Raw genomic sequence first — 26,782 nt, 5'->3', positions numbered from 1 at the left:
TCATCAAGCGGTAATTTTCAATCACCCGGCGGTTGAAACCGCGGCTACACAGACAAAACCCGCCGACGCGGGTTGAATAGAAGTTTCATATATTCTACGAGAAATGAGAGAAAATTTCACGCAGTTGTATCTACACTATGTTTGGGCAACATGGGATAGATTGCCTTTAATTACTCCCGATATTCAGCCAGCAATTTATGCAGCTATAATTGGAAAATGTAACAACTTAAAATGTACTGTGATTGCTGTTGGTGGTATAGAAGATCATGTACACTTGCTAATAGGTTTTCCGTCAACTTTGACAGTATCTGAAATTATTAAGGAAGTTAAAGGTAGTTCTTCTCATTTGGTAACTCACGAACTTAAACCGGGTGTTTTTTTTAAATGGCAAGGTAGCTATGGGGCGTTTACGGTTAGCCGTGATGCGATCGACACTGTAGCTAACTATATCAGAAATCAGGCTGTTCACCACCGTCAAAAATCAATGATTCCTGACTGGGAATTCGTTTCTGATCCTGCTTTTGCAAGTTCCAAGAATCCACCCGGCGGTTTTTAATCACCCGGCGGCTTTTAATCACCCGGCGGTTTTTAATCACCCGGCGGTTTTTAATCACCCGGCGGTTGAAACCGCGGCTACACAGACAAAACCCGCCGACGCGGGTTGAAGATTCCACCAGGTGATTTCTAATCACCCGGCGGTTGAAACCGCTGCTACACAAACAAAACCCGCCGACGCGGGTTGAAGATTCCACCCGGTGATTTCTCATCTCCGAATACCTTCTTCGTCCGCGTAGGCGGACATCGTTTGTGTAGCCGCGATTTCCAATCGCCGGGGTGTCAATCGCCGGGGTGTCAATCGCCGGGGCCTCAACAATCGCCGGGGTGTCAATCGCCGGGGCCTCAACAATCGCCGGGGCCTCAACAATCGCCGGGGCCTCAATCACCGGGGCATCAATCACCGGATACCTCAATCACTCAGCGGTCGATTCTGTGCCCAAAGTATCAGTTTCAACCACCACAGAAGACCCAGACAAACCCAGTCGAATCTTATTTTCCTTCAGCGTTTCGTAAAACTCCCTCACGATTTCCTCCGGTGCATCGCTATCAGTACCACCCGCACCCGCCTGATAAATTTCGTTCTCCAAATTCTCTTCAATTTGAGGCCGGCTTTCGCACCAATCCTTGATTTTTTGAGCGATAACATTTACATTATCGGTCGAACCAACATCAATCGCTGATAATTCTGCGACAAATTGCGGCTCGGATATTTTCAATAACTTAATGAAAGCCGCCACAATTTCTTCGGGTTTCGCATCATCGGGAAGTGACATTACTAATCTCCTTAAATCTGTTTTTTCAGTTGACAGTGGTAAAGTTTCGGTTTCGCCAATTAAGGTAAATGCAGCCCAAGCTATGGGACTCGGAAATCGAGCTTTTGTGGTTAGCATAGCACACCGCAAGGCCGCTGCTCGATTGTCGCCCCGTGCTAAATTTTGGTAGAATTCAGTCATTAGTAATTTGGCTGATATCACTCCCATATTCCACAGGGAAACGATGATGCTGGGGACTCCCGCGAGAATGAAGCAACGCGATAATCCGACAACTCCATCTCCGGTGATTTTACCGCGCCCGGTGCTGCACGCGCTTAATACTACGAGTTCGGAATCGAGTTTTAATTGCAGGATATCCACGGCATGAATTGCGCCGTCGTCGTCTCCTGATGGTGCTAAAATAATCGCGCCGGGGATGCCGGAACCTTGGAAATCGTCGAGGAGTCCGTGGGCGGATAAATGGACGATGCGGGTGTTTAGCATTCTGTCTAAAATGGCGACTTTCGTGGCATTTTCTCCGCTAATTGCTTGGGTTCCTAAAGTTGCGGCAATGGCTTCGGCGGCTTCTTTGGCCCTGGGGATTTGGCGGAGTTTGTAGGGGTTTTCGTTGAATTTTGGGGCGATAGTTGGATCGCCGACAATTAGGGCGGCTTGTCTCAATCCTCGCACTCGGTTTTGATGTTCGCGGGTGATTTCTAATACTTGGATGGATGGGCTGGTGAGGATAGTATGATCTTCGATTAGGTAGCGGTTGTTGCTATCTTGCAAGGCGGCGAAAGGAACTAAAAATAAGTCGTAGTGGGGGATGAAGATGATGGGGGAATTGGCATCAACGGGCAGCAAGTCGATGATGGGTTCGATCAGGATTTGATGGAGGAGTTGCAAGAGGGGAAAGCGGCCTGTTTCGTCTCGATTGTACTGGGATTCTAGCTGAATTTTTTTGCCTTCGTCGTCGGTTTCATCGGTGCCGATGGAGACGCGGGTTTTGAGGATGATTTGTTTGAGGGTTTGGTTTTGTTGGTTGAGGGGTTCGAGGTTGGCGGCGCGATGAGTGATGTTGCCGTTTGGTTGGATTACCCAGATGTAAATTTCTTTATACGAGATAATCGAATATTCAACTATTGTGGAGTTTCTGGAGCGGGCGATTTGTTGGATTTTTTGGGTAATTGATAATCTATCTGTGTCTTCATTGGCTGGCAAATCGTTTGTTAATAAGGTTTGCCACAATAATTCAACGAACGCACGGGTGCGCGACATTTCGGATATTTCTAAGGCTGCATCAAATTTAGATCGGGCGACTAGGACTTGTTGTAACAGACGATAGGCAGATAGTTGGGTTTCAAAAAATGATACTTTATGGTCATCATTGAATAACTCATAACGCAGAGTTTCACGAATTTGGACTGAGGCACGAAGTGCTACTTCAGCCTCTGGGAGTTGCTTTTTTTGAGAAAAAACTGCACCTAGAATATAGAGAGACTCAGATTCTATTCGACGATATCCTATTTCTTGTGAAATCTCTAAAGACTGTTCCTGAAATTCGCTCGCCTTGTCTAATTGACCCAGGTAATAGTAATCCAGCCCCAAATGGCATAGAGAAACAGCTTCACCTTTGCGAGATCCTATTTTTTGTTGGTTCTTTAAAGACAGTTCGTGCAATTCGATCGCTTTATCCAATTTCCGCAGGGAATAGTAAACTAAGCCCAAGTTTCCGGAGGAATTAGCTATGCCTTCCCAGTCTTCTAATTCAATTGATATCTTTAAAGCTTGTATATCAAAATCTATCGCCCGGTTGTATTCCCCTAGATAATAGTAAGCACAGCCCAAACAGCCGAGGGAAATAGATTCTCCAGCGCGATCTTCTATTTCTCGTTCAATCTTTAAAGACTGTTCGCTAAAATCGATCGCCTTATGGTATTGCCCTACGGATAGGTAAGCTAAGCCCAAATTACCGAGGGAAGCAGCTTCTCCTAGGCGATTTCCGGTTTCCCGTTTAATCACTAAAGACTGTTCGTTAAGCTCGATCGCCTTATGGTATTGCCCTAGGGATTGATAAGCTAAGCCCAAACTACCAAGAGAAATAGCTTCTCCTCGGCGATATCCGATTTCTCGTGAAATATCTAAAGACAGTTCGTGAAACTCGATCGCCCTATAGAATTGATCCAGCGAATAGTAAGCCATGCCTAAACTGTCGAGGCAATCAGCTTCTTTTTTTCGATGGCCGATTTCCCGTAAAATCACTAAAGACAGTTCGTAAAATTCGATCGCCTTGTCAAATTGACTTATAAAACGGTAAGCATTGCCTAAATCGTTGAGGCAACCAGCTTCTCGTTCGCGGTTTCCTATTTCCCGTAAAATCACTAAAGACAGTTCGTGAAACTCGATCGCCTTCTCAACTTGTCTCAGGCGGCTGTAAGCATTGCCCAAATTACCAAGGGAATCAGCTTCTCCTTCACGATCGCCTATTTCCGGTTTAATCACTAAAGACATTTCATAAAACTCGATCGCCTTGTCGAATTGCTTTAGGGAATAGTGATCGTTACCCAAACAGTCGAGGCAACCAGCTTCTCCTCGACGATCACCTATTTCCCGTTTAATCACTAAAGACAGTTCATAAAACTCGATCGCCTTGTCAAATTGTTCCAGGCATTTATAAGTATTGCCCAAACAACCTAGGGCAGCAGCTTCTAGTCGGCGATTTTCTATAGCCCGTGACATCATTAAATACTGTTCGTAAAACTCGATCGCCCGCTGGTATTCCTCTAAATATTTGTAAGCATTGCCCAGACAGCCAAGGGCCGCAGTTTCTAGTTGGCGATTTCCGATTGCCCGTGAAACCATTAAATACTGTTCGCAAAACTCGATCGCCTTGTGGTATTGCTTTAGGGAATAGTAAGCAGAACGCAAATTGTCGAGGGCAAGAGCTTCTTCTAGACGATTTCCGATTTCCCGTGAAATCATTAAAGACCCTTGGTAAAATTTTATCGCCCTGTGGTATTGCCCTAGAGTATCGTAAGCTGAGCCCAAATTACTGAGTGACTTAGCTGCTGTTTGACGATCTTCTAGTTCCCATGAAATCACTAAAGACTGTTGGTAAAATCCAATCGCCCGCTGGAATTGCCCTAGGGATTCACAAGCATTGCCCAAATTGCCGAGGGAATTAGCTTCTCCTTTGCGATTTCCGATTTCCCGTGAAATCTCTAGAAACTGTTCGTAAAATTCGATCGCCCGCTGGTATTGCCCTAGGTCTTGGCAAGCATCGCCCAAATTACCGAGGGACTTAAATTCTCCTTCACGATATCCAATTTCCCGATAAATCGTTAATGCCTGTTCCCAAGACTGCAAAGCTTCAGGATTTTGACAGATTCTATATTGCTGCTTGCCTTGTTCAAACAGTTTATCTGCTTCTGTTTTTAGTGCTATTTTCGGTAGAGCTTCCCTCAGTTGCCCTGCAAATCTTTTCAACCGATTAGCATTATTTAGTTCGCCTTGTTCTCTAAGATTATCTACCTCTTCTAGCATTGCCGCCACCAAGCCATCATCCAGCAATTCCGGGTGAGTCTCTAATACCTCCGCTTCTTCGCCGCTGGGACAGGTTAGCAGTTGATTTATCAGGTTGAGATAGGCTTGTTGGCGTTCGGAGTTCATGGCGATTTGGGATTTGGGATTGTGCGATCCATTCATTTATTATGGGTGAAACTCATCTGTTTGGGGCGGGCGATGCCAAGTTTTTTGTAAGGGTTCTCGCATTTGGGCGACAATATTTGCAACACCACGGGGATTTATCGTTTATTCGTCGGCCCGATGGTTTGTCCGTGGGTGCGATGGTTTGTCCAGGGGGTCGTTTGTTTGTCCGCGAGTCCGCCAGGGGTTGAAACCCCTGTCTCATAGCTAAAGTCGGTTGAAACCGACTGAAGAATGGTGACAAATAATCGATTATGGTGACAAATACTTGATTGTTTATTTAATTTGCTTTTCAGTCCTCTTTTAGAGGACTTTCGCTATGAGACGGGGGTTGAAACCCCCGGCGGACTTGTGGGGTAGCGTCGGGGATTTTGGTGGCGGGGATTTTGGTGGCCCGAATGTGCGATCGACTTTTGGGAAAATTTGGGTTAGGGGCGATCGACCTTAAATTTGATAAAATTAGATATCTGGAAAACATCTGAACGATCGCTAAATGCACGTTATCAGCCGCAAAAAATTAAGAGACTACTGCCAAAGTCATGCTGATTCCTGCGAGGCTCTCGATGACTGGTACAAAATTGCTAGTCAAGCCAACTGGACTAAACTTATTGAAGTTCAAACTATTTATCCTCAAGCTGAAGCAGTTGGAAATTTTACAATTTTTAACATCAAAGGAAATAAATATCGCTTAATCGTAAGTCTTAACTATCAAAAGCAAATTGTTTATATTAAGTACATTTTGACTCATGCAGAATATGACAAAGACAACTGGAAAAATGACCCTTACTTTTGACTCGGACAAATACAGCAGCTTGCTATCTCAATATCAACCGCGCATCATCAAAAATGAAGATGAAAACGAGATATTCTTAGAAATCGTTGAAAGCTTGCTCTCTCGGGAAAATCTAACTCCCGAAGAAGATACTCTGCTAGAACTCTTAGTCAAACTAATTGAGGATTTTGAAGAAAATCACTATCAACTAAATGCTTCAACTCCCCAGTCAAGACTTATTCATTTGATGGAGGCTAGGAGTTTAGACCCAGCAGATTTAATAGAAATTATTGGTACAATTGAGATGGTAACTCAACTCATTAACGGTCAGCTAGAAATTACTAAAAAACAAGCTGAAGCTTTGGGAAAGTTTTTTCACGTCAATCCAGGTTTGTTTCTGTTTAAATAGCCGATCGTGTATCGAGGGAGATTTCCGAATGCTGGTGCACGCGAGATACCCGACTTCTCCCCCAAGTCTGGTATCTAACAACGATCGCGATTATTCCTCTTTCGCCCGAAACACCTTTTCTACCGACTTCACCAAAAGTTCTCGCGGCATCAATCGAGGCAGATTTGCAATGATTTGATTGGGAATTCCCCCTGTCACAACATTAGACTCATTTTTGTCTAAAGCTTTCAAAGCATCTCGCACTACTTCCGCTGCGGGAACGAGTTTTTGCCCGCTGCTGGATGCCATTGATTGAGGGAATTCAGCTACTGCAAAAAAGTCCGATTCTGTCGGCCCTGGACAAAGGCACAAAACGCCAATTCCTAAATCTTTGTTCTCAGCCCAAAGTGCCTCGCTGAAACTCAGAACGAAAGCTTTAGTAGCTGCATACATTGACAAGTACGGCATCGGTTGAAAAGCTGCGATGGAGGCAACATTGATGATACTTCCTGCTTTTCGCTGCCGCATTCCCTGCAAAAATAAGTGCGATAGTTCAACTAATGCTACAATATTTAGTTGCACCATTGTTAGTTGTTTCGCAAGCGGGCGATCGGCAAAAGCACCGTAATCGCCAAAACCCGCATTGTTCACCAACAAATCAACCGTCCAACCTTTTTTAACAACCGCGTCAAATACAGCAGTTGTGGCTCCGGGTGCGGTCAAATCTTGAACGATAATTTCGACCAAAATATTGAATTCCTGTTGCAGTTGAGCAGCTAGCTGTTGCAATTTGTCTTCGGAACGAGCTACCAATATTAGATTGTGCTGGCGTTTGGCTAATTCGGCGGCAAAGGCTGCACCAATTCCGCCAGAAGCACCAGTGATTAAAGCAGTGGGCATGAACTTAATTCGGATTATTTGATAGAAACTTTATATATTTTAACAATTATTTTGACGGGAACCTGTAAAATAATTAAAAGGGAATAGGTGAGTTTTATGGCGCGTCTTACCGATCGAGCTTTTGAAATTTTGCGGGCAGAAGTTGACAAGTGCGCGGCGGCTGATAGTCTAGCCGGTGAAGTGTTCCGACGGATGGTAATCAAGCGGTTGGAGAAGTTACGATCGCAAAACGGCACTTTTGCGTCAAGAGATGAAATCCGCGATACCTTCAAAGACGAATTTCCCAACTTCAGCGAACAAGCTCTCAAAGCTGCCGTCAAAGCCAACCGCCCGCCCGGATTGTTCGGTAAAATCATCTTTGCTGGGAGTTTGCTGGGAAGTGCTGCGGGGATAATTTGGCTGATTAACCTACCTTCTCCCCTGATTCGCTGGCCCGTGGCGAAAACAATGCCGATATTGTTGCTGCCGAGTTTTATGAGTATGGATCACAATTACCGGCAGGCGATCGCCCTTGTGGAACAATCCGATCAACTGGTGAATAAAGCCACTGCTGTCGCTGATTTTGACTTGGGCGAAATTAAAGCAAAAGAGGCTCAAAAACACCTCGACGCCTTACCAGTTTGGTTTTTAGGTTATTATCCACAAACCTACTGCAATTTTTTCGGCTGCCGTTGGCGGTTTACAGTCGATGAATTTCAAGCCGCCCGCAAAAATGTCGGGCGCATGGAGGCTCAGATTTTCCAGCAAAAAAATGCTTTTACTCAGTTAAATCAAGTCGAACAAAATCTCAACGCGGCGAAGCAGCAGTATCAGCAAGCCAAAACTGCTGCGGATAGACAAAAAGCGACGGTAAATTGGCAAAGTGCGATCGACCAACTCAATCAAATTCCCGCCGAAACCCTCGCGGGAGAAACGGCTAAGAAAACACTCAAAGCAGCAGAAAGAGACTTTCAAGCAATGGGCGGCGTCGCCACCGGTTCTGTGCAGGCTGACAACTTAATTGAAGCTGCCAAAGAATTTGCTCTCTCCGCCGCCGTCGCCGCCAAAAAACCACCGCATCCCGCCGCACAGTGGGAGCAAATAGCACAATTGTGGCAAGAAGCTATTAACAGACTGAAATTGATTTCTGTCGATAACCCTGGGTATCTCGACGCTCAAACCAAACTCGCTCAATATCAAAAAGATTTAGGAATTACCCAGATTAGACTGGAAGCAGAAAAAGATTCTGCAAAAGCTTTGCAAGAAGCTAAAAGCTTGTTGGCAAACTTGCAAAAAAATGTGAATTCTCAAAATCCCGGTTACTCCCTCAGCCAGTTGCAACAAATTATCAATCAATTAGAATCCGTCAAACCCGGCACAACTGTTTATCCCGAATCCCAAAAATGGCTGCAATCTGCTCGCAAGAAACAGCAAGAATGGCAAAAAAATTAGCTGTTGACAGTTGACTGTTGACAGTTGACAGTTGACTGTTGACTGTTGACTGTTAACTAATGACTAATGACTAATGACTAATGCCAACTGCCAACTGCCAACTGACAACTGCCAACTGACAACTGAAAAATTACCAAGTCGGGTCAACATACAGATTAATTGTCACTTGCTTTTTCCCGTAAGGGATGCCGGAAATACAAGCACAAATCGTATCTCCGCCATCAATTTCTACTTCGCAAGCGTGACAAGAGCCCATGAGACAGCCGGTAGGAATAGAAACCCCTGCACGTTTGGCTACATCTAGCAAAAGCTCTCCGGGTTCCGCTTCAACTGTTACATTATCTGGTAAAAAACAAACTTTTGTCATTGAATTTGAACATCCACTCTAACAAACAATAGTTAATAGTCAACTGTCAACTGTCAACTGTCAACTGTCAACTGTCAACAGTTAACTGTCAACAGTTAACTAATTAACCTAAAATATGCTTTATATCTAAATGCTTTTCCACTGTATCTGCTAGAGAGTCTAACAGAGTTTCTCGGTGTTCTCGGTAATTAGGAATACCTGTAGGCAATGCGCGGAGTCCCCGCTGCTGCCGCAAGTGATTTAACCAAGCTCGCCGCCAAGCTCCGTTGTCAAAGATGCCGTGCAGGTATGTACCCCAAATTGATTGAGAAGTATTGACCATGCCTAAACTAGCATCGTCAAATAGCGGTTGAGTCAAATCTGACTCTAGGATTTGCGTTTTTCCTTGATGAATTTCGTAACCGGAAACTGGCAAACCCGGTTGAGGATAGTTAGATGTTACGATTCGTTGGCGGGCAATTTTGTTCGGTGCCATCGCAGTTTTCAAAGGCAGCAATCCCAATCCTGGAAATTCTCCTTTTTCTCCCTCCACCCCTTCTTTATCCGTGATACTTTGTCCCAGCATCTGAAAGCCGCCGCAAACTCCCATGACTGTACCGCCAGCTACTAAATAATTTTGAATAGCTTTTGCCATACCTGTTTGGCGCAGCACCTGCAAATCGGAAATTGTAGTTTTAGATCCTGGTAAAATCACCGCGTCTGGATGGCCTAAATGGTCTTTTGGGCTGACATATTTGACGGTGACGGTAGTTTCCGACTCTAAGGGGTCAAAGTCGGTAAAATTGGAAATTCGGGGCAGGCGGATGACCGAAATATTTATGTCGGTTTGAGAATTGGGAGAACGCCGATCGAGCAAATCGAGAGAATCTTCTGAGGGAAACACTTCGTCTATCCAAGGAATCACCCCAACTACCGGGATTCCCGTCCTTTCTTCTAGCCAAGTCAGGCCCGGATCTAATATCGATTTTTGCCCTCGGAACTTATTAATAATGAATCCTTTAATTAAAGCTCGTTCGTCTGGATCGAGCAATTCCAAAGTACCGATAATGTGAGCAAAAGCACCGCCGCGATCGATGTCAACTACTAGCAAAGTTCGAGCTTTTAAATATTTAGCTACCCGCATATTTGTTAAATCGCGGTGTTTGAGATTAATCTCAGCAGGGCTGCCGGCTCCCTCACACACAATCATGTCAAATTCTTGCTTGAGAAATTCTAAAGATTCCCGAATAGCTTGCCAGCCGATATCGAAATACTGCTCGTAATATTGAGATGCTCGCACATTGGCGATCGCCCGGCCCTTGACAATCAATTGAGAAGTCATGTCTCCTTGTGGCTTGAGCAAAATCGGATTCATTTCTACCCAAGGTGCGACGCCCGCAGCCCAAGCTTGCACTGCTTGAGCGTAACCAATCTCTCCGCCGGCGGCTGTGACATAGGAATTCAGGGCCATATTCTGACCTTTAAACGGAGTTACCCGCCAGCCTCGCCGTTTAAAGATTCGACACAAAGCTGCTACGAGTAAAGATTTCCCTGCGTGAGATGTTGTCCCCACGACCATAATTGCTTTCATAATATTAAGGGAGAAGGAAGAAGGAAGAGGGAAGTTCGGCAACGGATTCTGTAACGGATGTAACGGATGTAACGGATGTAACGGATGTCAGTCCGATGTCCGTCGGAAGAAGGAAGAGGGAAGAAGGCAGAAGGCAGAAGGCAGAGGGCAGAAGGCAAAGGGAAGAGGGCAGAAGGCAGAAGAAAAAAGTAAGAAGTAAGAAGTAAGAAGTAAGAAGAAAAAAGTAAGAAGTAAGAAGTAAGAAGTAAGAAGGCAGAAGGCAGAAGGCAGAATCAACAAAATTCTGGTTTCTACCTTTTGCTTTCTGCCTTAAGATGACGGCTTATCTTCGCCGGATACATTCTCAGACTTGGATTCATCGGCCACACGAGCAGCTTCTACTAGCTCCGAAGGGGGGGGATTCGGGCGAATCAATTCCGGTTGTTCTCCCTCAGAAGATGGTGTTTTATCTGTGGAAGGGGGAGGATTCGGGCGAATCAATTCCGGTTGTTCTCCCTCAGAAGATGGTGTTTTATCTGTGGATTCGATCGAGATCACTGATACTGAAACCGTTTCCACCTGCACGCTCAACCCAGGTTCTCCCGGTACTTCTATCTCTACAGGCTCTGCCATTTCCACCACTGTCATTTCCAGAGATACAGCAGGGGCTTCTGCTTCCGGTACGCCTGCTGCTGCTTGCGGTTCATCAACTGCAGCCAGCGGTGTCTGGGTTTCCACAGATAAAGCAGGGGCTTCTGCTTCTGGTACGCCTGCTGCTGCTTCCGGTTCACCAATAGCAGCCAGCGGTGTCTGAATTTCAGCGGACGATCGATCTTCGATCGGAGTTTCCCCTATTTTGTCAGAACTCGCGGTTTCTGTGGCCATCAACGCGGCCATTGCTTCAACATTGGTGGGAAAAGGCACTCCTTGGCTGGTTTCGACAGCAGTGTTGCTGCTTTCGGCTGCCACTTCCGCAGCCGCCTGGGCTAATTCGGATTCGAGAATTTGGTCGATACCCGGTGCAGGAGTTGCCGTTATTTTAGATTCAGGTGCGATCGATTCTGGAGTCGCTGAAGGTTTTGGCGTCTGGGGAGTTGCATCAGACTTGTTTTTAGCCGCACCGAGTCCTAACATACCGCCGAGACTATTTTTGATATTGTCAAACAGACTACCGAAACCGCCGGCTTTTTTAGCTGGTTTAGGAGGAGTAGGAGGAGTTGGGGCCGCCGTTGGGGCCGCCGCCGCTGCCGCTGCCGCCTGCGACTCTTTAACGGCTGTCCTCCATTCTGTTTCCTCGTCAAAATCATCGACTTCTGGCTGCTGTAGAGGCTCTGGCTGAGCCTCTACTGGCTCCACACTTGGTGCAACGGCTATTTCTGAAATTTCTAGAGGTAGAGGTAGAGGAGTGAAGTTGCTGGCTAATTCTGCTGGAGGTTGTGAAGTCTCAGCAGCAGGAGTTTCGACTGAAAACACTGGTATTTCTGCAATTGCAGGTGTTTTCGAGTCGGGAATTTTCAAGTCAGGGGCGATCGAACTTTCTGCAGTTGCCTCGTCGATCGCACTTTCAGCAATACTTTCAGCTATGGGGGTAATCGCCGGCTGTTCCTCTAGCTTTACCTCGCCCTTATCCAGAGTGGGTGCTGGAACCACATCAGTTTTCGGTTTGGGCGATCGAACAAACTTAGGTTTTTTCGCCGCTGCGGGTTCTTTTTTCTTGGCAAACAAGCCAGCAAACGGCACGCCTCCTGCAGCCAAATTCGCCGACTGAGGAATCGGCGTTTGCTCAGCAACGGGCGTCACCTGCCGGCGCAAAGTCAGAGTTTCCCAGGCAAACCAGCCCAACATCGCCACGCCCGCCATTTGACCAAGCAGGAGAGCACCAGTAATTCGTCCCGCACAAGCCCATAAAATTAACGCATAAAAAAGCCCTACCCCGCTCCAGGTAAAATCACTTTTGCGGTGTACTTCTGGAAAAAAGAAGGCCGCCATGTAAATACTGAAGCTGCCTAGACCGACCGCTAACGCCAGAATGTATGCAAGCATCTTGTCGGTACCTCCGCTGTGTCAAATAACTTCTACGCGCTAATTCTACCTTTGAGAGAGACTCAACGGCTTCTTTCTCTAGGACAATTCTTGATTTGTAGGGAAGTTTGGCAAGGAAGCAGTGTAAGGAATTTAACACGTTCAACGGATGTTGACGCAAGAAGTGCGAGTCAAGATTTCCCACTCTCCCCCACATCCCTAATGCCCATTACCCCCTATGCCCACACCCCCTATCCCCATCACCCCCTTCTCAGTGGTGATAGATGTCACTTAACTATGCCCGTGCGATCGCACCAAGCGACTGAAGATGTTTATATGTTGTAGGTGTAAGAGGAATTATGCCCTAGGGCATAGGTATGGGAGACAAGGCCATGTTTGAAAAACTATTATTAGCCGCCGGCTTAACCTTATCGCTTCAAATATTTCCCGGACTAAGCACTTCCGCGAAATTACCGAAAAATGTGGTAGTGCGATCGAGCGATCGTCCGGCTCAAACCGTGAAACTTCCCATTGTTGCAGTACCTGCAGGCGTCAAGCCGAATGTCCAATCGTAATGATACGTGCAAGATACGTGCAAGTGCGATCGGACTTAGGCAGAGCCTTTCTAATGTTTTTTTCGAGCTGTCCTCTTTTCTATGTGGCTGTTCACAACTCATCAGTTTGTAGTCAGGGCTTTAGTCCTCATTAATCTCACCTAATAAGGACTAAAGCCCTTACTACAAACCCTAGGTCAATAATGACTAGCAGATTGAACCTTAATTCCTATAACATACTACTAGACAAATCTCAACATCAGCTTGTCAAGTAAAGACTTTCCAACCTTAAAAAACTTGTGTAATCCTGACTAAAGGATCAAAATAGATATATGATGTCAGATTGAGATCGAAGCTAATAATACCAATTTATTGTAAAGTTGCACATATCTCGATCCCCCTAAATCCCCCTGATTGTTGGGGAGTAGGGGGTTGACTTTGATAAGAATCTTGTTCCCCCCTTAGTAGGGGCGGTGCGACCCCTACTCCCCGTGCCCGCCCTTGGCTAGGGGGGATCGGATTCTATGCAGCCGCATAAAAAATTGGTATAAGCACATTGACTATTAAATCAAGGAAAGCGAAAATGGGACTTAGCGATATTCTCTTGAATGAAAACAACAGAGAAAGTTTTGTTGATGACTGTGTAAAGCTGATAGACAAACAAGTTGCAGCAGCGCCGGGATTGGGTGGTATGGCTCTTAAAGCTGCCTACTCTACTGTCAAGGGGATACGGGCTGACTATTGCGCCCAAGTCGTCGATCAACTTCTGCCAGAAATCTCGATCGCACTCGATCCGATGTGGGCTGAAGCAGTAAACAATGGCAACCCAGTCGAATATCTAGCCCAAAGAAAAGCTGAAGTAGCAGACGAATTGCTCCAGATCAGCGACAAAAAAGCCGAGAACAGCACAAGAGCGGTTGTTAGAGGCGCTTATGCCAAACTCCGCCCCTCAGCTAAGACTTACGTGGAAAAGGGAGTACCGGATTTAGCCGAAATTATTAATAAATATAATAGTGCGGCCTGATAACTGAGCAACGGCTAAAAAACAGAATACCCAGATACCCGCCTTCTTCCAGAAATCGGGTATCTAAAATCAGACTTATTCGTAAGTTTGTAGTTAGGAGGGAGAGTCCTAATTTTATGCTTATCCATTGCCAATTACCCATTGACTCGCCCCCAATATTTTCAACATCGCCTGTCCGGTAATCCCCAACCCCAAAAACATTACAAACATCGCGCTAATCGCAGGCAGAAATTTGACTGCTGTTATCTGTTTAGGCAGTTTATCAAAATTCCGTTTGGCATAAACTAAGATTAATCCGATCGCACTCAGCACTAAAGCCAATCCCAAACTAAACGCTACCACTAACGTCATTCCCAAACCAACATTGCCCAAAGCCGACGCGCTCAACAGCATCACCAAAGCGGAAGGACAAGGCAACAAACCGCCGGAAATCCCCAACGCTAATAAGCTTTTCCAAGTAATGGGAGAACCGTCAGTACCGGGCGGCAAATGCGAGTGAATCCGGCCGTCTCCGTGATGGTGGTAGTGGTGAGATATATCTGGTTTTACAGGCTTAAATTCTCGCTCCCAACTTCCCCTACTCAAAAGATTCACTGGTTCTTCACATTCCGCAGTAAGGACTTTACTCCTTAAAAACCAGTTTTTATTAAAAATTTGAGTTTGGATTTTTTTGATAACTTCAGTCCTCACTACCAACCTAGTCTTAATTTTTGATAACAGTAAGTTAAACCCGATGAAGGCTACTAATAAACCAGAGATTAAACTCAGCCAAGGATCTAATTTTTCTGGGTCAATTAAGTTAGAAGCAAACAAAGTAATTCCGCCCACAGCAAACACCCCGGCAGTGTGAGTAATTGTAGTGGTCGCTGCTAGAAATAAAGCGTGTAGCGGAGTAGCCCGCGAACCCACTAAATAAGCGCCGACTATGGTTTTGCCGTGTCCGGGCGACATCGCGTGCACGCATCCCCAAGCAAATGCTCCCGCTACTGCTAGCAGCAAACTCCAACCTGAATCCCAGATAGATTCCTTTCCTGCTAACAAAAAGTCCCGGTTTTGCGGCGTAAACACAAAGCTTTTTACAGCACCGGCTTGCACAATCGTAGCTTGACAGCTAGCTGTCGGAACTCCGGGCAAAAATAGATTGTAATTAATCCGCAATTGCTCTGGTTTGGAGATGGAAATTGAGTCAGGTAAATCGGGGGTTTTATCTTGAGAAGGTGCGGGCCAGGTGTAGTTTAAGATTAAGGTGCTGTGGGTATTGGGCTGCTGGATAACACTGGCGCTTTTAGCTGCTATTTCTAGCGGGTTTACTGCTACGGAGCCTTGAATATTGCTACTGTTAGTGAGGCGGATTTGTTGGCTAAAAAACTTTTCTAGCTGTGTTTGGTGGTTACGAACTTCAGCAGGCTGTAGCTGGCTGTCTCGATTGTCGTCGGCGAAGTTTGTTAAGCCGGTTGGGAAAGTTAATGTTATTTCGGTTTGCAAATCGTTGACTACTATTTCTGCTACGGATAAGTCTGACCAGTGTGAGTAAACGGGTCGGGTTGAGGTTGTTAGTAACAAGGAAAGTGTCAGAAAAAAGAGGATAAATAATTGGAAAATTCGGTTCATTTTGTACTGCATAAATCCCTGTTTCTTTAGTGATTTTATGATGAATTATTTGTGTTTGTTGTGATTTTTCCAGCGCGCTTACCCGCAAGGCCGCCGGGGATTGAAATCCCCGTCTCATAGCGAAAGTCGGTTAAAACCGACTGAATAGCTAATCAAATTTAACAATTGTGCATTTCAGTCCTATGCAAGAGGACTTAAGCTTTTAGGCAGGGGTTGAAACCCCTGGCGGATTGAGGGAATGGCGAACTTGGCCGAATGGCTGCTATTAGCTAATCTCAAAATTCATAACTTCCCAAACCCAATGCTTGGCGAGCTCGATCGTCAAAAGTCGGGTCAATTTCCTTGGACTTTTGAAAAAAAGCGCGAGATTCAGCATCCTTACCTAAAGTCCGGGCGATCGCACCAGCCCGGTAAAACATCCCCGCATCGCGAATGCCCGATCGCACTATTTCGGCCATCACTCGATCGGCCTTTTGCCATTCCCCAGCGGCGGAAAGCGCCCAAGCCAAAGTATCCAGCGTGACAGCATCCCGCCGAATTTTCACCTCCTCCTGCATTAACGCCAGCGCTTCCGCGACATCCTGCGATCGACCTTTTTCCAGCAGCAAACTTGCCAAATCGCGCCGGTGCCCAAAACCGCCAGATCCAGAAACCTGTTCCTGTCGCAGCCCCGCTTCTGCTTTGTCGCGAAGTCGTCGGGATTCGATCGCATCTCCCTCGAACTCTTTAACTCTCGCCATACCGCGATCGACAATGCGATCGAACACCGTCGCAACTCCGCCAGAATAGGCAGAAACCTTGCTGTAATAGCCTTCGGCTTCCCGATAATTGCCCTGCCGCGTCTCCAAATCCGCCAAATAAATCAGCGCCAGCGGGTATCGCGGCACCAACCGCAGCGCCTCCAAAAACAGCGCTTTCGCCTGCACAAACTGCCCGCGACGCGCGTAAAATCGACCCAAGAGCGATCGGGCCCGCGCCGAACCAGCAACCTCTCCCGGTTCCTCCGCCGCCATTGCTTGCCGGTAATCCTGCAAAACCTCAGCATCTCGGCCCTGAGACTCTCTCACTAAAGCTCTCAAAGTGAGAGAACCCAAGTTAGGAATCCGGTTAACTAAGGCTTCTGCGGCTGCATTTGCCTCGCTCACTTTTCCCATCGCTAAGTGAGATGTAACTTCCAGGGCGATCGCATCTTCATTGTCAGAACCCGCCTGTTTAGCAAAGCGCAAAGCAGTAGCAAAATCGTGTCTCGCCTCAGCAATTCGAGCTAAAACTAACAGCGCACCTTGGTTGTCAAAAGGCAAATCGGCGATCGACCTTTGAGCCGCTTGTTCTGCCAATAAAAACCAACCTCCCTCCCCAGTAGCGCGAGCCATTTTTAAATAAGATCCCGCCAGTGACGCCCGGTTCAAACCGCTGCGGGAATCAACGGCCAACCGCTGCTGGTAAAAAGCAATCTCTTGTTGAATTGCTTCCTTTTGATTGGGATTATTTCTCAAACTTTCCGAAAAATGATAGCGGTAATTAGTATCGAGATTTTCGGGGCTTTTGTTAGAAAAAGTTGCTGAAATAAAACGCAAGTTAGGAGGTAAATTCACTACTACCATCCCAACTAAAGGAACCACTCCCAGCAGCCACCACGAGAAAATATCCGATTTTATTTCCGGTTTAATTTTAGTTTTCATACATCCGCGTTCATCTGCGTTAATCCGCCTTCATCTGCGGTCAAAAAAAGCCTTTTCTATTGTGGTAAGGTGCGTCGCCATCTATAATCTGCAAGTTTCATTAAAAATCTCATAGCGACGCACCCTACATTCATAGAGCTGACTACCATCAACTGTCAACTGTCAACTGTCAACTGTCAACTGTCAACTGACTAATTAGGCAAAGCCAAATAAGGAAAAGTCGGTTCTAAAGGTTTGTGTCCCTGAGCCGGATTTCCCGGACTTCCGTTATATGAAACGTTATCACCAACCGGAGAACCTACCAAAGCTCCCAGAGTGATATCAATAACGTCATCCATCAGCATACGACCTCCGATCAAGCTTCCTTGAGCATTGGTAGCGCTAGCGTAGCCGCTGGTTTTTGTGGTATCGATCCGCATGACATCGGGTAAGAAAGCTCCGGCGATCGCATTTGGATCGACATTATCCCGACCGTCCAAAAGATCCACAGCATTCAGAGTAGCAACAGCTTCCTGCCGCACCGGAGCAGCAGCAGCGCTCAAATCCGATCTGGGAGGAATATTATTGAATGCTTCCAGATAAGCGGGAGTAACTATCAAACCCTCATTAATTGCAGGTCTTGCTAAACGCTCGAATTGTTTAAAACCGCCAGCTCCATCCCGGATCGAAACTGTTGACCAAACATCAAAAGTATTTGCCCCTGTTCCTGCTTGCAAAAACGCTTTCGGAACGCGCACAGCAATTGTATTGACGTTGTAACCTTTAGTAAAGTCGATCGCTTGACTCGGTTCTTTAAAAGCAGTGCGCGGCCCCGTTCCCAAAGCTGCGGCGCGAACTCTAAAAAATTGTTCCACATCAAAGAAAAATGGGTCTTCGCGTAAACCCGCAAATACAGTCAAGTTAGAACCGCCCACAGGTACTGTATTCAAAACAGCATTAGAATTCAGCGGAGTTGTAGCAATTAGCCCGCCGTTAACAGTAGTCTTAGCAACAGTCTCCGAGCCACCGCGAACAACAGTTACAGCTACCGCTTGCATACCTCTATTGTTAGGCGGACTGAAGGCAAACCGCAAGATAATATCCGAACGTCCAGTAGGTGTAGAATTCACGTCACCTACCTGGGTGATGTGAAATTGGTAGAGGGCTGTAGTGCTGAAATAATATTGATAACGGGCGACAGACCTGGGATTTGAATTCATCGTAAATACTAAATCCCCGTCCGCAGCACCGGAGTTTTGGTCTTTTTCGCGATATACGTACAGGTCAGTTAAATTTACAGCGCGACCTTTGATATCTACTTCGCCGTCGTCGTGGTCAGAAGCGACAATTATCCCTGGAGTTAATAGAGCAATTAGAGCTACTTCAATAGCTAGTATGGTTCGGCGAATTTTTTTTGTGAGCTTCACAGTTAGCACCTTTATTTCAATGTAATTTTTGCACAAATCAATGGTAAATAACCGGCCTTATACCAATTTTTTATGAGGGCCCGTAGAATCTGATCCCCCCTAGCCAAGAGGGCGGGCACGGGGAGTAGGGGTCGCACCGCCCCTACAAGGGGGGGACAAGATTATTCTCAAAGTCAACCCCTACTCCCCAACAATCAGGGGGATTTAGGGGGATCGAGATATGTGAAACTTCACATTAAATTGGTATTAGCGGGTTGGACTTTTGTAGCAACAGGTTGCAATCTGCCAACCTGTCGGGCTTTGGCGCTGTTGCTGAGCCTTCTCCTATTGGTGGTATACGAAGGTTTGGCAATTTTGGATCTGTGCTGCCAGACTAATTTCTGTAAAAAAGTGGGTAATTGAGGATTTACTCGTTCCCGGACTATGCTTGGGAAGACCTGCTCCCAGACACGGCTTCCCTCGATAGAGCGGAGCCAGAGCCTCGCTTAGAGGGGTTTCCAGGCTCTTATTGGGAGCGATCGAACAAAGCTTGGGAACGAGTGAATGGCGCTGTTTTGACCGAAAGCATCCAGGATACAAGCCCCCGGATTCATTCCTTCGCAGACTCAGAACCCAGAAATAAAAAACCTGTATCCGATGAAACTTGCCCCCGAATTTATCCGGGGGGTCAATGCTTCAATTCTTTAATCGAAAATCGAAAATCGAAAATCGAAAATCGATAGACTCTTCACGCTCAGGGATTTTTTTGTTCTGCATAAAGCGGATTGCTAAGTCTCAACCAAATAATTAATTAGGTGGTAAAATCCAATATGACTTGGGATTTTTACAATTCAAAGCACGACAAAATTAGCCTGAAAAGGCATACTCCAGTTTGTACCCCAACTTCAAACTTACAATTATGTTCTGTAGTGATATACGCCGAATTTTTAATTTTGGATCTGTGCAGTCAAAACAAAAATTTTCGGTACACTGAGATGACAGGCCAGAAGTCAGGCGATGAATCGCTGCTTTTAGTGCAGATTGCCCAGAAAGACCAAACGGCATTAGCTAAACTTTACGATCGCTACGGTCGCCCAAGTTACGCTCTCGCTTACAAAATCCTGGGTTCGGTAGAAGAAGCTGAAGAAGTGGTACTCGATGTTTTTTCCCAAATTTGGCAAAAAGCAGCAACTTACGATCCTTCTCGCAGTCGAGCAGATACCTGGTTGTTCATGCTTACCCGCAGTCGTTCCCTCGATCGGCTGCGAGCTGTGCAGCGAACAGTTCGGGCTGCTGAAGCTTGTCTGGAAGAGGCTAAAGTACCCATCTCTAGCGTTGCAGAACCGATGGAAGATGCAATGTTTAAAGAACGCAGGGAACAAGTCAAAGCAGCCTTAGAAAAACTGCCAAAGGAACAGCAACAGGCGATCGAACTCGCTTACTACCAAGGGCTGACTTGCGCGGCGATCGCAGCTAAAACTGGTATCCCGACAGGTACAATCAAAACCCGAATTCGGTTGGGTCTTTCCAAATTGCGTCAAGCTTTGAGCGAAGAATTTTAGATAGTCAAAAAACAAAATTTAAGTTGTTTAACATTAATCTAAAATTGTGGCATCTCCAATCATCCATCTTGAGTGCGAGGGCTGCAGACCAATTTCAAGTTTAAAATTAACCTAGGCTGAATTACAATTAATGGCGGAAAACAGATGGAAATGATGCCAGACGAGGAGTATACAATCCTTGCAGCCCTTCAAGCTCTCGATACCCTCGACGAGTCAGAACGTGGCGCATTTGCAGAGAAATTGAAAGAGTCCCCAGAACTTACAAGTGAATTAGCTGCTTTGGAATCCACAATTGCCGCGATCGCCTACACAGCCCCCCCAGTTCCTGTCGCCCCCGACCTCAAAAACCGCCTGTTCCAGCGTATAGCCCAACTGCCGCCCACCCTGGCCGAATCAGGCAATATAAAGCCAATTGTTACTTCCCCAACCGAGAACAATACTCCATCTTTAATAGTGCGATCGCACGATGTCAAATGGAAATCTTATGGAGTTCCGGGAGTCTCGTTCGGCAAGCTTTACATTGACAAAAAAAAGCGCGAAATTACCTGCTTGATGCGCCTAGAACCTGGAGTAACATTTCCCATGCACCGACACGCTGCCTCGGAGGAAGTGCTTGTATTAGAAGGAGACTTAATTGTAGAAGGGGAAATTTGCCATCAAGGCGACTACATTCGATCGGTTCCCGATTCCACACATTCGCCCCTCACACAAGGGGGATGTTTGCTGTTAATGAAAACTTCCCTAGACAACGAAATGTTCGTCTGATATTATTTTTGTTGAATTGCCGACAGCTTGGAGGGCGGATTTATGTAGATTTTTAGTTAGAAGTATAGATGGTTGGTGAAACCCGCCCCTACAATTATTTCGGTTAATTTACCGGACACGCTCTAACTCAAAAACACCACATTGCTCCGCATTCGGCGGTTAAGAATCCCAAATATATCACGTAATTCCCATGCTAAATTACTCGCGTTTAACTGCTGTTCTGTCCGCCGTTATTATTATACAATTTGTACCCAGCAACCAAAGCGCGAGCGCCCAAGAACGCGAAGGATGTTTTCTTGTCAATTCAGTAGGAGAAGTAATTAACTTAAATTTGTTGTGTTCGCCCCAAGAATCCGACATTAAGCTGACAGGAAACGATGGGAAATTTCTCGAAGACTATCAACGCTTAGCAAAAAGCTACTCTCCCGAAGCAACGGACAATTTACTGCAAGCAATCCGAAGGGCCCCTGGTCAAAAAATTGCGGCCGCTAAAAGAATGTGTGCGGAAGCAAAATCGGGACTTTCTCTGCCGGAAGTTAAATTAAGAGCGATCGGGCAAGCTGTCAGTATCGAAAATCCAACTGCCAAAGAAAGTTTTCTCGCCGATACGGATATTATTACCACCCTTGCCGCCAATCATTATTGCCCGGAATTAGCCAGTAAGTAATATCATGAAATCTGTAGGGACACGGTAAGGCATATTAGTGTCAACTTAAGCTTTTAGTCCGCCATTCCTCCCGTTCACCCGGCATTCCGCCAGGGAATGAATTCCCTGTCTCATAGCGAAAGTCCTCTTAAGAGGACTGAAGAACTCATTAGTCCTCATAGCGAGGAATTTAGCTTTGAGGCAGGGGTTTCAACAAGAGCCGGACTATGGGTTTAACGTTAAGTTCGCCTTGGGTAAGGCAGCATCTCAGTTTTGATTTGACAGGAGTGCAAGGGGGACGTTCGCACTTCTAAAAAACCCTTTTTACAAAACTGAGATTCTCCCACGGTAATACGGCGTCTTTACTGGCAGTTACAATATTAATTGTTATTTTGTCGGGCAACGATCCATGAAATTACCGGACATGAGATGAAACATTTAAAATCTAGTTCCGCCGACTTGCGGGATTTATTCAAAGACAGCATTACAGTTAAATACCTCGCGGAACCGCTGAAAGCTGTCCCCGCTTGCGAAGATGCAGCCAAATTGCGATCGTGGATGGAGGCCCGCGATTTTGACGTGCTCGGTATTGAAGAAAACGGCACGGTTTGCGGCTATGTAGAACGATCGCACTTAAAGACAGGCAAGTGCAGCGACTACCAGCAAATTTTTCACCCCTCCCAATTAATTGCCGCCGCCACTCCTTTGATGGAATTGCTGCCGCTGCTGCGAGAAAAACCGAGATTATTTGTATTGGAAAGCAACAGGATCAACGGGATCGTTACCTGCGGCGATTTACAAAAAGCACCAGTGCGGATGCTGCTGTTTGGATTGGTGACGCTTCTGGAAATGAATTTATTGCGGATAGTGCGGATTTACTTTCCCCAAGATTCTTGGCAGAAATTGCTTAAGGGCGATCGCATTTTAGCAGCAAAACACCTTTGGGAATTGGGGCGATCCAGAAATGAAGCAATTGACTTAATCGATTACCTGCAATTCTGCGACAAGCGAGATTTAATCCTGAGTTCGGCTGAAATAGTCGATCGGCTGGGGCTCAAATCCAAACGCTACGGGGAGCGTTTTTTAAAGTCAGCAGAGGCATTGAGAAACAAATTAGCTCACGCTCAAGATTTAATCAACGGTTCTTCTTGGCCGGAAGTAATTTTTTTAGCTCAGGAAATAGAAGCGCTTTTGCAGCGATGCGAAGAAATTGAAATGGCCGCACCTAATGAAGTAGAGAGCATTTAATCCTCGTCTTTTATAGAGAGACTTTGTTTGTAGTGTCGCCATTTCAATCGCCTATTTTGATAGAGGAAGGTGCGCCGAAGCGCACCATACATTTAGTTTTTAATTTTTAGTTTCCTGTTGGTATACTTAGGAACCCAGCCTTGAGCACTCGTGTAATACTGCAAGGCTTTCAAGTACAGCGACGGAGTGAGATAAAACCAATGTTCGGTATTAGCCGGCACTTTAATGTATTCTTCAGCTTGCAGCATTAATTGTACCTGAGAGCCGTTAGAATACACAAACCCAAAAACGCATTCCCCAGCTAAAATGTGAAGAACTTCTGCATCTGTGTGGGTATGAGTGCGATCGCTTTGAGTCATCAGTGCGTAAATCTGCTGCGAACCTGGATGCAGCACTTTTAAGTCGCACCACCGATATCCGCTGGCGCGCTTAAACTGTTCAAACTCACTATTATATGCTGCGAGAATCTGCTGTTTTTCTGTAACATTGAGAATGTCTTGAACGAGCAGTTCTTGAAACGCCGGATTTTCGTTAGTGGGCAGGGAATCGATCTCAATATTTAAAACTGCCAGTTGACTCGCGATCGCCCGGATATCCGTATATGTTCTACCGTCTTCTAGTTGCAGAACAGCCATATTACCACCTAATGTGTTGAGCTTTGAGGGAAATTTAGTTTCCATTTTTAAGCTGCTGTTTTAAGCTTTCGTCAAAAACTAAACTCCTGCTTGTTTTCAATAATAGCCGATCGCTAAAATTCCATGTCCTGCCTCGCCAATGATCAAAGTAATACCACCCATCAAATAATTTGGTGGGTTTTTTAACTTTTATTTAATAAGATTTACTGGAGTTAATGTAAGGTGCGCCATAAGCACCGCACAGCTTAACTAAAAACTCAAAACTTTCAAATCAGCATCCCCGCGATACAAGCAGTCATAAAACAAGCCACAGAGCCAGCAATCATCGCCCTCACGCCCAACCTCGCCAAATCGCCTTGCCGCTGCGGGGCCATCGCGCCAATTCCCCCAATCTGAATCCCGATCGAACCAATGTTAGAAAACCCGCACAAAGCATAAGTCGAGATAATTTGCGATCGTTCAGAAATCGCCTGTTGTTTCACCAATTCCATCAAATCTAAATAAGCAATAAACTCATTCAAAATCGTTTTTTTTCCCAAAACAATCCCCACCTCTGCACAATCAGCCCAAGGCACCCCCATCAGCCAAGCAACCGGAGCCATCAAATAAGCAAAAATTAATTCTAGCGACAACTGAGGCAAACTAATTAGCCCTCCAAACCACCCCAAAAGCGCATTAAAAAAAGCCAACAAACCCAAAAAAGCAATCAGCATCGCGGCCACATTCGCCGCCAACTTCAACCCGTCGCTAGCACCCGAAGCCGCCGCATCCACCGCATTAGCATAAACCTGTTCCACCTTCACCTCCACCTCCCCAGCAGTCAGCGACTTTTCAGTTTCTGGGTACAGCAATTTAGAAATAGCCAAAGCTGCTGGTGCAGACATCACCGACGCCGCAATTAAATGTTGAGCCGGTACTCCAAAAGAAATATAAGCTGCCATGACTCCGCCGGCAATTGTGGCAAATCCTCCCGTCATGACAGCATGGAGTTCCGAGAGCGTCATCGCCGCCAAATAAGGTTTAATTAACAAAGGAGCTTCCGTTTGCCCGATAAAGATATTCGCAGCACAAGAAAGCGTTTCGGCGCCAGAAGTTTTCATGGTTTTAATCATCAACCATGCCACTGCTTGCACAACTCGCTGTAAAATGCCGTAGTGATAAAGTAGGGTGATAAACGAAGAGAAAAAAATGATAGTTGGCAGCACTTTAAAAGCGATAAAGTGTTCTGCAAAATTATCTCCAAAGATAAACTTTGCCCCCGCATCCGAAAAATTGAGAAACTGCGTCACCATATCTCCCAAAAATTTAAATACAGCCAAACCCGGAGCAGTTTTGAGAATCAAAATAGCAAAAATTAGCTGTAAAGCAATTCCCCACAATACGGGCGGCCACTTGACAGCGCGCCGATCGACTGAAAAGACGTAGGACAAACCGACAAAAACAGCTAACCCGAATACAGAAATAAGTCGTTCCATTTAGCAATTTTTAGAGAAGGTGCAGCAAGCTTTTATCGTTACCAGGCTCTGGTAATCCAGATTAACAGTCCGAGCCTTCTTTATCTCGTTTCCAGAGGTCGCCATGAATTCGCGGCGCGGGCCACACAGCCCCGGAGGGCCTATAATACACGATGCAGCCCGATCGCATACAATCTGGGCCAGTTTCGCTTACAATAAAAGGCTAAACCTCAAAATTACGGCGCAGCCTTATTGCTGCTACTTTTATGTCTCTACCTATAGTTGCTATTATTGGACGCCCCAATGTAGGCAAATCGACGCTCGTCAACCGTTTAGCCAACACCCAAGACGCGATCGTCCACGACGAACCGGGAATCACGCGCGATCGCACTTACAGACCAGCATACTGGGGCGATCGGGAATATCAAGTCGTAGACACCGGCGGGCTAGTATTCGACGACGAGACAGAATTTCTGCCTTTAATTCGCGAACAAGCAATGGCGGCCCTCGCAGAAGCCAGCGCAGCCATTTTCGTAGTTGACGGAAAAACAGGGCTCACCGGCGGCGACGAATCGATCGCATCTTGGCTGAGACTGCAAAAAGTCCCAGTCATTCTCGCAGTCAACAAATGCGAATCCGAAAATACAGGACTCACCCAAGCTGCAGACTTTTGGCAATTGGGGCTCGGAGAACCTTTCCCAGTTTCCGGCATTCACGGCAACGGCACCGGCGAATTGCTTGACAAATTAATAACTTATCTTCCCACGGAAGTATTACCAGAAGTTGAGGAAATTAAAGTAGCAATTATCGGTCGTCCCAACGTCGGCAAATCGAGTTTGTTAAACGCATTTCTAGGAGAAAATCGCGCTATAGTCAGCCCGATTTCCGGGACAACCCGCGACGCGATCGACACCTTAGTAGAACGCAACGGTAAAACCTACCGCCTGATCGACACAGCCGGAATTCGCAAAAAGAAAAACGTCGAATACGGCGCAGAATTTTTCGGGATCAACCGCGCTTTCAAAGCCATCCGCCGCGCCAACGTCATACTGTTAGTAATTGACGCAATTGACGGCGTTACAGATCAAGACCAAAAATTAGCCGATCGCATCAGCCAAGAAGGTCGAGCCTGCATCATAGTCGTCAACAAATGGGATGCCGTAGAAAAAGACTCCGACACAATCTACGAGTACGAAAGAGAAGTCAGAACCCGACTTTATTTCCTCGACTGGGCAGAAATGATTTTTGTTAGCGCCATGAGTGGACAGCGTGTTGAAAAAATCATTGAATTAGTAGACAAAGCCTCCGACGAACACAAGCGCCGCGTCACTACCGCCGTCATTAACGAAGTCATAGAAGAAGCCACAACCTGGCACTCAGCCCCAGTTACCCGCCAAGGAAAACAAGGCAAAATCTATTACGGTACTCAAGTGCGATCGCAGCCACCGACAATCGCCCTATTTGTCAACGATCCCAAACGCTTCACAGAAAATTACCGCCGCTACATGGAAAGCCAATTCCGCAAACACCTCGGCTTTACCGGTACACCAATGCGGCTACTTTGGAGAGGCAAAAAAGTTCGTGCCACCGAAATGAGCACAACAAATAGAGCACTGCGCGTCAAGTAATTTTCGATTTTCGATTCAATAAAAAAGGCTCTTCCGTACTTAGTGTGCCAAACTATTAGTTTAAGTAGTTAAAACCCAAGCTATGTATGAATCGAAGGAAAAAATGGCTCCAAATTAACTAAAGTAAGACCGGAAATCCTGGTT

Annotated in this window: 25 protein-coding genes; 14 read left to right on the top strand and 11 right to left on the bottom strand. The window is 46.1% G+C overall.

The genetic code is table 11. From position 1 onward, the window contains the following. The first annotated feature begins 103 nt into the window (after positions 1-103). Positions 104-556 (top strand): IS200/IS605 family transposase, encoded by a 453-nt coding sequence (gene tnpA / locus QUA00_RS08010; protein WP_333105181.1) that lies wholly within the window; start codon positions 104-106, stop codon positions 554-556. Here tnpA and QUA00_RS08005 read toward each other — a convergent pair. Both QUA00_RS08005 and QUA00_RS08000 read right to left on the bottom strand, forming a co-directional pair. After that, a complete protein-coding gene (locus QUA00_RS08005; protein WP_333409297.1) occupies positions 450-959 on the bottom strand; it encodes a hypothetical protein in 510 nt (169 codons plus the stop codon). The genes tnpA and QUA00_RS08005 overlap by 107 nt on opposite strands. Positions 960-971: 12 nt before the next feature. Continuing rightward, a complete protein-coding gene (locus tag QUA00_RS08000) occupies positions 972-5,015 on the bottom strand; it encodes a tetratricopeptide repeat protein (RefSeq protein WP_333409276.1) in 4,044 nt (1,347 codons plus the stop codon). A gap of 319 nt (positions 5,016-5,334) precedes the next feature. Between QUA00_RS08000 and QUA00_RS07995 the strand changes: the two genes are divergently transcribed. Genes QUA00_RS07995 through QUA00_RS07985 form a run of 3 tightly spaced genes read left to right on the top strand, consistent with a single transcriptional unit; the run spans position 5,335 to position 6,196 of the window. Next, entirely contained in the window at positions 5,335-5,463 is a 129-nt protein-coding gene (locus tag QUA00_RS07995; RefSeq protein ID WP_333409275.1) for a hypothetical protein, read from the top strand. 45 nt (positions 5,464-5,508) lie between these two features. After that, complete coding sequence (locus tag QUA00_RS07990; protein ID WP_333288150.1) at positions 5,509-5,808, top strand: type II toxin-antitoxin system HigB family toxin; 300 nt, start codon at positions 5,509-5,511, stop codon at positions 5,806-5,808. After that, a complete protein-coding gene (locus QUA00_RS07985; protein ID WP_333409274.1) occupies positions 5,792-6,196 on the top strand; it encodes a transcriptional regulator in 405 nt (134 codons plus the stop codon). The genes QUA00_RS07990 and QUA00_RS07985 overlap by 17 nt, the downstream gene beginning before the upstream one ends. Before the next feature lie 90 nt (positions 6,197-6,286). Here QUA00_RS07985 and QUA00_RS07980 read toward each other — a convergent pair whose 3' ends face one another. Then, positions 6,287-7,075, bottom strand: coding sequence for an SDR family oxidoreductase (locus QUA00_RS07980; RefSeq protein ID WP_333409273.1), 789 nt, complete (start codon positions 7,073-7,075; stop codon positions 6,287-6,289). A gap of 96 nt (positions 7,076-7,171) precedes the next feature. On the opposite strand from QUA00_RS07980, the gene QUA00_RS07975 reads away from it, so the two are divergent. Further along, positions 7,172-8,506, top strand: coding sequence for a hypothetical protein (locus QUA00_RS07975; protein ID WP_333409272.1), 1,335 nt, complete (start codon positions 7,172-7,174; stop codon positions 8,504-8,506). Between the two features lie 130 nt (positions 8,507-8,636). Here the strand turns inward: QUA00_RS07975 and QUA00_RS07970 are convergent, their stop codons facing one another. From QUA00_RS07970 to QUA00_RS07960, 3 genes are all read right to left on the bottom strand, one after another. Beyond that, positions 8,637-8,873, bottom strand: coding sequence for a 2Fe-2S iron-sulfur cluster binding domain-containing protein (locus QUA00_RS07970; protein WP_333098507.1), 237 nt, complete (start codon positions 8,871-8,873; stop codon positions 8,637-8,639). A gap of 103 nt (positions 8,874-8,976) precedes the next feature. Next, positions 8,977-10,443: a cobyric acid synthase CobQ gene (gene cobQ / locus QUA00_RS07965; RefSeq protein WP_333409271.1), complete on the bottom strand. Its 1,467-nt coding sequence runs from the start codon at positions 10,441-10,443 to the stop codon at positions 8,977-8,979. Positions 10,444-10,752: 309 nt separating this feature from the next. Then, entirely contained in the window at positions 10,753-12,465 is a 1,713-nt protein-coding gene (locus tag QUA00_RS07960) for a Ycf66 family protein (protein WP_333409270.1), read from the bottom strand. Between the two features lie 18 nt (positions 12,466-12,483). Between QUA00_RS07960 and QUA00_RS07955 the strand changes: the two genes are divergently transcribed. From QUA00_RS07955 to QUA00_RS07945, 3 genes are all read left to right on the top strand, one after another. Next, entirely contained in the window at positions 12,484-12,789 is a 306-nt protein-coding gene (locus QUA00_RS07955) for a hypothetical protein (protein WP_333141061.1), read from the top strand. 47 nt (positions 12,790-12,836) lie between these two features. Continuing rightward, a complete protein-coding gene (locus tag QUA00_RS07950) occupies positions 12,837-13,019 on the top strand; it encodes a hypothetical protein (RefSeq protein WP_333409269.1) in 183 nt (60 codons plus the stop codon). Between the two features lie 562 nt (positions 13,020-13,581). Continuing rightward, positions 13,582-14,022 (top strand): DUF6918 family protein, encoded by a 441-nt coding sequence (locus QUA00_RS07945; protein ID WP_333141058.1) that lies wholly within the window; start codon positions 13,582-13,584, stop codon positions 14,020-14,022. Positions 14,023-14,142: 120 nt separating this feature from the next. Here the strand turns inward: QUA00_RS07945 and QUA00_RS07940 are convergent, their stop codons facing one another. From QUA00_RS07940 to QUA00_RS07930, 3 genes are all read right to left on the bottom strand, one after another. Next, complete coding sequence (locus tag QUA00_RS07940; protein WP_333409268.1) at positions 14,143-15,645, bottom strand: HoxN/HupN/NixA family nickel/cobalt transporter; 1,503 nt, start codon at positions 15,643-15,645, stop codon at positions 14,143-14,145. A 263-nt stretch (positions 15,646-15,908) separates the two neighbouring features. Then, positions 15,909-17,315, bottom strand: coding sequence for a tetratricopeptide repeat protein (locus QUA00_RS07935; protein WP_333409267.1), 1,407 nt, complete (start codon positions 17,313-17,315; stop codon positions 15,909-15,911). 191 nt (positions 17,316-17,506) lie between these two features. After that, positions 17,507-18,721 (bottom strand): DUF4331 domain-containing protein, encoded by a 1,215-nt coding sequence (locus QUA00_RS07930; protein WP_333141052.1) that lies wholly within the window; start codon positions 18,719-18,721, stop codon positions 17,507-17,509. A gap of 222 nt (positions 18,722-18,943) precedes the next feature. Here QUA00_RS07930 and QUA00_RS07925 point away from each other — a divergent pair, with 222 nt between their 5' ends. The 5 genes from QUA00_RS07925 (at position 18,944) to QUA00_RS07905 (ending at position 22,921) form a co-directional block, all read left to right on the top strand. Further along, on the top strand, positions 18,944-19,123 hold the full coding sequence (locus tag QUA00_RS07925; protein WP_333141050.1) for a hypothetical protein: 180 nt from the start codon (positions 18,944-18,946) through the stop codon (positions 19,121-19,123). A gap of 572 nt (positions 19,124-19,695) precedes the next feature. Next, positions 19,696-20,262 carry a sigma-70 family RNA polymerase sigma factor gene (locus tag QUA00_RS07920; RefSeq protein ID WP_333288130.1) on the top strand — a complete coding sequence of 189 codons (567 nt, stop codon included), beginning with the start codon at positions 19,696-19,698 and terminating at the stop codon, positions 20,260-20,262. Between the two features lie 144 nt (positions 20,263-20,406). Further along, positions 20,407-21,027, top strand: coding sequence for a cupin domain-containing protein (locus QUA00_RS07915; RefSeq protein WP_333409266.1), 621 nt, complete (start codon positions 20,407-20,409; stop codon positions 21,025-21,027). 190 nt (positions 21,028-21,217) lie between these two features. Beyond that, positions 21,218-21,694, top strand: coding sequence for a DUF732 domain-containing protein (locus QUA00_RS07910; protein WP_333307456.1), 477 nt, complete (start codon positions 21,218-21,220; stop codon positions 21,692-21,694). A gap of 408 nt (positions 21,695-22,102) precedes the next feature. After that, positions 22,103-22,921, top strand: a complete 819-nt coding sequence (locus QUA00_RS07905; protein WP_333307453.1) for a hypothetical protein — start codon at positions 22,103-22,105, stop codon at positions 22,919-22,921. Positions 22,922-23,013: 92 nt separating this feature from the next. Here QUA00_RS07905 and QUA00_RS07900 read toward each other — a convergent pair whose 3' ends face one another. Together QUA00_RS07900 and QUA00_RS07895 are read right to left on the bottom strand one after the other, a co-directional pair. Continuing rightward, entirely contained in the window at positions 23,014-23,601 is a 588-nt protein-coding gene (locus QUA00_RS07900) for an acireductone dioxygenase (protein ID WP_333141039.1), read from the bottom strand. Between the two features lie 221 nt (positions 23,602-23,822). Further along, positions 23,823-25,031, bottom strand: a complete 1,209-nt coding sequence (locus QUA00_RS07895; protein ID WP_333141037.1) for a NupC/NupG family nucleoside CNT transporter — start codon at positions 25,029-25,031, stop codon at positions 23,823-23,825. Between the two features lie 245 nt (positions 25,032-25,276). Between QUA00_RS07895 and der the strand changes: the two genes are divergently transcribed. After that, the gene (gene der / locus QUA00_RS07890; protein ID WP_333103879.1) at positions 25,277-26,638 is read left to right on the top strand and encodes a ribosome biogenesis GTPase Der; all 1,362 of its coding nucleotides are present in this window, start codon (positions 25,277-25,279) and stop codon (positions 26,636-26,638) included. Positions 26,639-26,782 lie beyond the last annotated feature (144 nt).

It is taken from the genome of Microcoleus sp. T2B6 (assembly GCF_036700475.1).
In the GTDB taxonomy this organism is placed as follows: Bacteria; Cyanobacteriota; Cyanobacteriia; order Cyanobacteriales; family Microcoleaceae; genus Microcoleus.
The sequence above is the reverse complement of the archived record's forward strand: the minus strand, read 5'-3'. Positions and strand labels throughout refer to the sequence as shown.